Genomic DNA, 5212 nt, shown 5'->3' with positions numbered 1-5212 from the left:
ACTACGTCAACGCGGGCAACCAGCTGCCTAAGATCGACCTGACTGTGACCGATCCATCGGGCGCGAACTCCACGGGTTCCGGCCAGCCGACCGTCAACCTGCACAACGATGTGCCAGTGATTGAAGTCGTCGCCAACACCCTGGAAGAAAACTCCGCCGCAGTAGGCACCGTCGCCGGTACCTTCACCGCAACCGATGAAGAAACCCCACGCGAAGGCCTGACCATTTCCTTCACGGGCAACAGCAACACCGACGGCTATTACGCCATCGACGGCAACAACGTTGTGCTGACTCAGAAGGGTGCCGACTACGTCAACGCGGGCAACCAGCTGCCTAAGATCGACCTGACTGTGACCGATCCATCGGGCGCGAACTCCACGGGTTCCGGCCAGCCGACCGTCAACCTGCACAACGATGTGCCAGTGATTGAAGTTGCTCCGGCCACGATCGAAGAGAACTCCGCAGCAGTCGGCACAATCGCAGGTACTTTCACCGCGACCGACGAAGAGACGCCGCGTGAAGGCCTGACGATCTCCTTCACTGGCAACAGCAATACTGACGGCTACTACGCCATCGACGGCAACAACGTCGTGCTGACTCAGAAAGGCGCTGACTACGTTAACGCTGGCAACCAACTGCCTAAGATTGACCTGACCGTCACCGACCCTCAGGGCGCCAACTCCACTGGTTCCGGCCAGCCGACCGTCAACCTGCATAACGACGTGCCGGTGATTGAAGTCGTCGCGAATACACTGGAAGAGAACTCTGCCGCTGCAGGCACCGTCGCCGGTACTTTCACCGCGACCGACGAAGAAACGCCGCGCGAAGGCCTGGCCATTTCCTTCACTGGCAACAGCAACACCGACGGCTACTACGCCATCGACGGCAACAATGTTGTCTTGACCCAGAAAGGCGCTGACTACGTTAACGCTGGCAACCAACTGCCGAAAATCGACCTGACCGTTACCGATCCATCGGGCGCAAGCTCCAATGGCGAAGGTCAGCCGACCGTCAACCTGCATAACGATGTGCCGGTTATTGAAGTCGTTGCCAACACCCTGGAAGAAAACTCCGCCGCTGCAGGCACCGTCGCCGGTACTTTCACCGCGACCGACGAAGAAACGCCGCGTGAAGGTCTGACGATTTCCTTTACTGGCAACAGCAATACCGACGGCTACTACGCCCTCGACGGCAACAACGTCGTCCTGACCCAAAAGGGCGCTGACTACGTCAACGCTGGCAACCAACTGCCGAAAATCGATCTGACCGTTACCGACCCTCAGGGCGCAAGCTCCAACGGCGAAGGCCAGCCGACCGTCAACTTGGTTGACGACGCCCCAACCGCCATCGATAACCACATCTCGGGCGACGAAGACACCCCGATCGAACTGACCTGGGCGACGTTCGGCGTTCAGGATGAAGACTCCGCGAACCCAGGTGTGGTGTTCACCAGCCTGCCTGCCGGTTCTATCGAATACAAAGTCGACGGCGAGTGGGTCAAGCTCACCACGGCCGATCTGAAAACCGACACCTCGTCGGGCAAGGTTTTCACCCAGGCTGATTTCGATAGCCACAACGTGCGTTACAGCCCGGCAGACAACGAGTCGGGCGACAACAGCTTCGGCGGCACCGGTGTGGGCAACAAGCAAGGTGATTACACCGAGCTGAAGTTCCAGGCCACCGACGGCAACTCCTACAGCGACACCAAAACCATCACCGTGGATATTCACCCGGTGACGGATGTGCCGGTCCTGACCATCGGCCAAGTGCCCACCGGGCTGACCATTCAAACCTGGACCGGCAGCAACCTGCCGGGCGAGTTGGGCACCAACGGCCAAGGCGTCACCCAGTCCAGCAACCTGATCAAGGTGATCAACGCCCAAACCGCTGACAGCGCCGCCTCCACGGGCGTGACCAGCAATGTGAGCAACGGCAATGTGGCCGAAGGCACCGCGACCAAAGTGTCCGGTCTGGTTTACCTGGAAGCCGGCAAGAGCTACACCTTCACCGGTTCGGCCGACGACAGCCTGGCAATCACCGTGGGCGGCAAGTTGGTCGCTTCCGAAACCTGGAGCCAGGGCAGCGGGATCGGCGGGTCGTCGTACACGCCGAGCGAGTCGGGTTACTACACCCTCGACATCTACCACTACAACCAGAACGGCCCGGGCAACTACGACGTCAATGTGTCGGTCAACAACGGTCCGTCGGTGTCGCTGGGCAACAGCGGCCTGCCGACCTACACCAGTGCGGCCGCGTTGGAAGCTGCTGGCATGGTGCTGGGCGACAGCCATGTGGAGAATGGCGAAGGCTATTACACCGGCAACGTCTACAACCATGGCCTGGAAGACACCGCGATCAAGATCGCGCCGATTACCGCCACCTTTGTCGACGCCGACGGTTCGGAATCCCACAAGGTGGAAATCAGCGGCTTGCCGGAAGGCACCGTGCTCACCGACGGCACTACCGGCCATAGCATCACCTCGACCGGCGCAAACACGCTGTATGACGTGAGCACCTGGAACCTGAGCACCCTGACGGTTACGCCGTTCAAGGACTCGACGGCCAGTTTCGACTTGACCGTTAAGGCTACGGCCAAAGAGCTGAGCACCGGTGTTGAAGAAGTCTCGACCGGCAAGATCAGCGTCGTGGTCACCGCGGTCAACGACGCGCCGGTACTGGGCAACGGTTCGACCAACGCGTTTGGCGACACCTACATCGAAGGCAAGCCAGGCGGCTACGTCGCGGCGAACCTGACCATCACCGACGTCGACAACAGCACGTTGCAAAGCGCCAAGGTCACGCTGGTCAACCACTTGACCGATGACGTGCTGATCGCGGATGTCAGCAACACCAAAATCACCGTCAGCTATGACAAGAACACCGGCGTACTGACCCTGTCCGGTGAAGCGACCAAAGCCGAGTACCAGGAAGTCCTGCGCTCGGTGCACTTCGCCAGCGAAAGCGAGGACCCAAGCCCGGCCAACCGCAACCTGACCATCACCGTGAACGACGGCCAGGCGGATTCGGCGCCGGTGACTTCCGTGGTCTACGTGGTTCCGGTCAACGATGCGCCGGTTATCGGTTTCGACAGCACCAAGTTTGTCGAGCAAAAAGGTGCGGTGGCGCTGGTTGAAAACCTGAGCATCACCGACGTCGACAACAAAACCTTCAGCAAGGTCGTGGTTACTGTTGATCACCTGGTGTCGGGCGACCTGCTCAGCAACGCCGACGTGCTCAAGGCCCTCGCCGTTGCGGGTATCACCATCACCGAAAGCGGCAGCGCCGCCGATGGCAAGGTCATCTACACCCTGACCAGCAACTCGGCAGCCGGCAGCAGTGCCGCCGACTTCATCAAGCTGGTTGAAGCGATCACCTTCCAGGCCCCGGGCAACAACCCGGTCGGCACTGATCGCACTGTGACCATCGACGTCACCGACATCGGCGGCGGTAACCTCGCCCGTGAGCAACCGGAAACCGGTACCGCCACTGGCAAGGTCACCGTCGAGCTGTTCAACGATGCACCGACGGCAACCGCGAGCACCGCAGGTGCTGACGAAGACCATGCGGCCACGATCGTCCTGAGCGGCGCCGATGTGGACGGCAGCGTCGCCAACTTCGTCATCACCTCCCTGCCGGAAAACGGCAAGCTGTACAGCGATGCCACCCTGACCAGCGAACTCAAGGTCGGTGATTCGGTGCCTGCGGGCGCTGACGGCAAGGCATCGGTCTACTTCTCCCCAACCGCCGACTGGAGCGGCAACACCGCGCTCACCTTCACTGCGGTCGACAATGCCGGTAAAGCCAGCGTCGAAACCACGGCCCCCGTGACCATCGCCCCGGTGACCGATACCCCGCACCTGGGCCTGCTCGGTGGCGGCGTCGTCAGCGCGATCAACTTCGACAGCGCGCACCTTAACGGTTCGTGGAGCACGGTTGCCGTTGCTGATGCCAACAACGCCGCCGGCAACGGCGCCACGCCGGGCACCCCATGGCTGACCGGTAACAGCGACGGCCAGGTCGAAATCGGCCAGAGCAGCATCTATGGCGTCGAGACCCCGGGCAACAGCCAGGTCATCGAGCTTGAGAAAAACGCCGGCGACGACGCCAGCCTGTACACCATCATCAAGGCTGAAAGCGGTACGGCGTATTCCATCTCGGTCGATTACTCGCCGCGTGCTGGCGCCGAGAACAACTCGGTCATCGATGTATTCTGGGGCGGCGTCAAAGTCGGCACCCTGGATACCACCGTCGTTGGCATGAAGACCTACACCTTCGTGGTGCCGGTGACGGCTGATGGCGACGCCAAACTCGAATTCAAGGCCCCGGCTGGCGACGCCAACAACTCCCTGGGCGGCGTGCTGGACAACATCAGCGTCACCCAGGTGTTGAACACTGGCCTGGAAGACCACGCGATCAAGTTGTCCGCCATCGACGCCTACGCCACCGACAAGGATGGGTCCGAGACGCTCAAGCTGGTAATCAGCGGTATTCCGCAAGGCGCAACCATTTCTGATGGCGCGGGCCACACCTTTACTGCGTCGGCTGACACTCAAAGCATCGACATCAGCGACTGGAGCAAAGCCACGCTGGTCTACAACCCGGTGCCAAACGCCCACGGCCTGGTAAACCTCACCGTTACCGCCACTGCGCAGGATGGTGATGCGCCGTCCAAGTCCGAGTCGATCACGCTGCCGATCAATGTGATTTCGGTCAACGACCTGCCAGTGATCGATGTCGTGGCCAACGCCCTGGTGGAAGGCTCCGTGGCTGAAGGCACCGTTGCCGGTCACTTTACCGTCAGCGATATTGAAACCCCGGTTGCCGACCTGAAAGTGACCTTCACCGGCGACAGCAACAAAAATGGCTACTACACCCTCGTTGGCAACGCCGTGGTGTTGACCCTGGCAGGCGCGAACTTCGTCAACGCGGGTAACAAACTGCCTGCGATTGATTTGACCGTGACGGATGCCGATAAGGGCAGCTCGCACGCTGCTGCTACACCGGATGTGACGTTGGTTAATGATGTGCCGGTGATTGAAGTTGTTGCCAACACTCTGGAAGAAAACTCTGCCGCTGCGGGCACCATCGCCGGTACTTTCACCGCGACCGACGAAGAAACGCCGCGTGAAGGTCTGACGATTTCCTTCACTGGCAACAGCAATGCTGATGGTTACTACGCCATCGACGGCAACAATGTTGTGCTGACTCAGAA

Annotated in this window: 1 protein-coding gene; it reads left to right on the top strand. The window is 60.5% G+C overall.

All coding sequences use genetic code 11. From position 1 onward, the window contains the following. Positions 1 to 5212 (top strand): beta strand repeat-containing protein (locus tag GIW02_RS26775; protein ID WP_456362093.1); only part of this gene is annotated, 5212 nt, incomplete at both ends.

The organism is Pseudomonas syringae (genome assembly GCF_021606685.1).
Taxonomy (GTDB): Bacteria; Pseudomonadota; Gammaproteobacteria; order Pseudomonadales; family Pseudomonadaceae; genus Aquipseudomonas; species Aquipseudomonas syringae_R.
Note: the sequence above shows the minus strand (reverse complement) of the source record. Positions and strands in the feature narration are given on the sequence as shown.